This window comes from Halorhodospira neutriphila (assembly GCF_016584055.1).
GTDB lineage: Bacteria > Pseudomonadota > Gammaproteobacteria > Nitrococcales > Halorhodospiraceae > Halorhodospira > Halorhodospira neutriphila.
Genome location: NZ_NRSH01000169.1, coordinates 1 through 3938 on the forward strand (window position 1 = coordinate 1; position 3938 = coordinate 3938).

The 3938-nt window shown below is 74.6% G+C and carries 4 protein-coding genes; 2 read left to right on the forward strand and 2 right to left on the reverse strand.

Features of this window, described 5'->3' with window-relative positions:
• On the reverse strand, nucleotides 1–393 hold a 393-nt coding region (locus tag CKO13_RS11120; protein WP_200260972.1), incomplete at its 3' end, for a CinA family protein.
• A gap of 54 nt (nucleotides 394–447) precedes the next feature.
• Here CKO13_RS11120 and mutS point away from each other — a divergent pair.
• A complete protein-coding gene (mutS, locus tag CKO13_RS11125; protein WP_200260975.1) occupies nucleotides 448–3066 on the forward strand; it encodes a DNA mismatch repair protein MutS in 2619 nt (872 codons plus the stop codon).
• A gap of 113 nt (nucleotides 3067–3179) precedes the next feature.
• The gene (gene fdxA / locus CKO13_RS11130; RefSeq protein WP_200260978.1) at nucleotides 3180–3503 is read left to right on the forward strand and encodes a ferredoxin FdxA; all 324 of its coding nucleotides are present in this window, start codon (nucleotides 3180–3182) and stop codon (nucleotides 3501–3503) included.
• A gap of 91 nt (nucleotides 3504–3594) precedes the next feature.
• Here fdxA and CKO13_RS11135 read toward each other — a convergent pair.
• Nucleotides 3595–3938, reverse strand: a 344-nt coding sequence (locus CKO13_RS11135; RefSeq protein WP_200260980.1) for a tyrosine-type recombinase/integrase, incomplete at its 5' end; no start/stop codon positions are given.

Below are 3938 nucleotides of genomic sequence, written 5' to 3' on the forward strand. Positions count from 1 at the left end.
CCCGGCCGGCCCCGCCCAGGCGAGCCAGACCGTGCCCACGGGCTTGTCCGCGGAGCCGCCCTCCGGGCCGGCGACGCCGGTGATCGCCACCGTCCAGTCCACCGGCGCCCGCTCGCGCAGCCCGGCGGCGAGGGCCTCGGCGACCGGGCCGCTGACCGCGCCGTGCTGGACCAGCAGCGCCCCGGGCACCCCGGCGAGCTCCTGCTTGGCGGCGTTGCTGTAGACGACGAGCCCGCGCTCGAACCACGCCGAGGCCCCGGCGGTGTCGGTGATCGCCTTCGCCAGCAGGCCGCCGGTGCACGACTCGGCCACCGCCAGCCGTGCGCCGCGGGCCTGGAGCAGCGCCCCGACGGCCTGCGCCCGCTCCTGCAGGTCTTGATCGTCGTGTACCATATCGCCTCCCGATTCACCGCGCTGTGCCACTCACCCACCGCACCGGATCGAGCCATGGCCGAGCCGAGCACCGAAGCGCCGAGCGCCGCGGCGGAGCCGTCGTCGGCGCACACGCCGATGATGCGCCAGTTCCTGCGCATCAAGGCGGAGTACCCGCAGACGCTGCTGTTCTACCGCATGGGCGACTTCTACGAGCTATTCTACGAGGACGCCCAGCGGGCTGCGAAGCTGCTCGACATCACCCTGACCACCCGCGGCGAGTCGGCCGGGGCGCCGATCCCCATGGCCGGGGTGCCGGTGCAGTCGGTGGAGAGCTACCTCGCCCGGCTCGTGCGCCTCGGCGAGTCGGTGGCCATCTGCGAGCAGATCGGCGACCCCAACACCGCCAAGGGGCCGGTGGAGCGGCAGGTGGTGCGGGTGGTCACGCCGGGGACCCTGACCGAGGACGCCCTGCTCGACGAGCGCAGCGCCAACCTGCTCGCCGCCCTCGCCCCGGCCGAGGGCGGCGGCTTCGGCCTCGCCGCCCTGGAGCTCTCCTCGGGGCGGTTCACCGTCCTCGAGGTCCCCGACGCCGACGAGCTCGCCGCCGAGCTCGAGCGCCTGCGCCCGGCGGAGCTCATCCTCCCCGACGACGACGCCACACCGGCGCCGGAGACCGGCAGCGTCGTCCACCGCCGCGCGCCGTGGCACTTCGAGCCGGAGTCGGCCCGGCGGCTGCTGCTGCGCCAGCTCGGCACCCACGACCTCTCGGGCTTCGGCGCCGAGGGGCTGGCGGCGCCGGTGGCCGCCGCCGGCGGGCTGCTGCAGTACGTCGCCGAGACCCAGCGCGCCGCCCTGCCCCACGTCAGCGGCCTGAGCGTGGAGTCGCGCGACGAGGCGATCACCATCGACGCCGCCAGCCGGCGCAACCTGGAGATCGAGCGCAACCTCGCCGGCGGCGCGGCGCACACCCTCGCGGCGGTGATCGACACCAGCGTCACCGCCATGGGCGGGCGGCTGCTGCGGCGCTGGCTGCAGCGCCCCCTGCGCCGGCGCGAGGTCATCGCCGCCCGCCACGCCGCCGTCGACACCCTCGCCGGCGGGCCGTACCTGGACCTGCGCGAGGCCCTCGACGGCTGCGCCGACGTCGAGCGCATCCTCGCCCGCGTCGCCCTCGGCAGCGCCCGGCCGCGCGACCTGACCGGGCTGCGCGACGCCCTCGAGCGCCTGCCGGCGCTCCAGCGCCTGCTCGCCGACACCGGCGCCGCCCGGCTCGCCGAGCTCGCCGGGGCGCTCGGCGAGCACCCGGAGACCGCCGAGCTGCTGCGCCGCGCCGTCATCGACGCCCCGCCGGCGACCGTGCGCGACGGCGGGGTCATCGCCGACGGCTACGACGCCGAGCTCGACGAGCTGCGCTCGCTCTCGCGTAACGCCGACGAGCACCTCGCCGAGATCGAGACCCGCGAGCGCGAGGCCTCGGGCATCCCCACCCTCAAGGTCGGCTTCAACCGCGTCCACGGCTACTACATCGAGGTCAGCCGCAGCTACGCCGACGCCGTGCCCGTGCACTTCAGCCGCCGCCAGACCCTCAAGGCCGCCGAGCGCTACATCACCCCCGAGCTCAAGCGCTTCGAGGAGCAGGTCCTCTCCGCCCGCGAGCGCGCCCTCGCCCGCGAGAAGGCGCTCTACGAGCAGCTCGTCGCCGATCTCGCCGCCGAGCTCGCGCCGCTGCAGGCGAGCGCCGCCGCCCTCGCCGAGCTCGACGCCCTCGCCGCCTTCGCCGAGCGGGCGCGCACCCTCGACTACGTCCGCCCTGAGCTGAGCGACAAGCCGGGCCTGCGCATCGACGCCGGCCGCCACCCGGTGGTCGAGCGGGCCATGGACGAGCCCTTCGTCCCCAACGACGTGCGCCTGAGCGATCGGCGCCGGATGCTGCTGATCACCGGCCCGAACATGGGCGGCAAGTCGACCTACATGCGCCAGACCGCCCTGATCGCCCTGCTCGCCTACGCCGGCGCCTTCGTCCCTGCCGAGCGCGCGGCGCTCGGCCCCATCGACCGGATCTTCACCCGCATCGGCGCCGCCGACGACCTGGCCTCGGGCCGCTCGACGTTCATGGTGGAGATGACCGAGACGGCCAACATCCTCCACAACGCCACCGCCGAGAGCCTGGTGCTCATGGACGAGATCGGCCGCGGCACGAGCACCTTCGACGGCCTCGCCCTGGCCTGGGCCACCGCCGAGCGCCTGGCCCGGCGCATCCGCGCCTTCACCCTCTTCGCCACGCACTACTTCGAGATGACCGCCCTCGAGCAGGCCCATACCGGGGTGGCCAACGTCCACCTCGAGGCCGCCGAGCACGGCGAGCGGATCGTCTTCCTCCACGCCGTGCGCGAGGGGCCGGCGAGCCAGAGCTACGGGCTGCAGGTCGCCGCCCTCGCCGGGGTGCCCCGCGAGGTCCTGCAGGCGGCCCGCGAGAAACTCAGCAGCCTCGAGGCGGGGGCGAGCCCGGAGCCGGCCTCGGCGCAGCTGCCGCTGTTCGAGGCGCCGCCCGCCGGGCCGGCCCCCGAGCCGGAGCCGGCGCCGCCGGACCCCATCCGCGAGGCCGTCGATAACCTCGATCCGGATGGGCTGACCCCGCGCCAGGCGTTGGAGACACTGTATTGGCTCCAGGAGCGCAGCCGGCAGGAGTGACCCGCCTGCCTGGCGCTGCTGACGGCAAACTCATTAGAATGGCGCACCCGGGGCCCGCGGCGGCAAGGCCGGCAGCGGGCCCGACGGAGACCACGGCAACGGAGCCATCACCCATGACCTACGTCGTCACCGACAACTGCATCAAGTGCAAGTACACCGACTGCGTGGAGGTCTGCCCCGTGGACTGCTTCCACGAGGGGCCGAACTTCCTCGTCATCGACCCCGAGGAGTGCATCGACTGCACCCTCTGCGAGCCGGAGTGCCCCGCCGAGGCGATCTACTCCGAGGACGACCTGCCGCCGGAGATGGACCACTTCCTCGAGCTCAACGCCGAGCTGGCCAAGCAGTGGCCGCTGCTCACCGAGAAGAAGGACCCGCCGCCGGACGCCGAGGACTGGAACGGCGTGCCCAACAAGTACCAGTACCTGGAGCGCTGAGCGCGGCGCCGGCCCCCACCAAGGCCCGCCCGGAAGCCGCTGCCGCCGGGGCCTGTGGCCCCCTCAGCGGCTGCCGGATGCGCCCTTGCGGCTACCCCCGCGGATGGTGCTCGGCGTGGAGCTGCTGCAGCCGGTGCCGGGCGACGTGGGTGTAGATCTGCGTCGTCGACAGGTCGGCGTGGCCGAGCAGCATCTGCACCGCCCGCAGGTCCGCGCCGTGGTTGAGCAGGTGCGTGGCGAAGGAGTGGCGCAGGGTGTGCGGCGAGAGCCGATCCGGATCGATCCCGGCCGCCGCCGCGTAGCGCTTGATCCGGTGCCAGAAGGCCTGCCGGGTCAGCCCCTCGCCGCGGCGGGTGACGAACAGCGCCTCCGCCGCCCGGGCCCCGAGCAGCGCCGGGCGCCCCTGCCGGCGATACGCCTCCACCCAGGCCACGG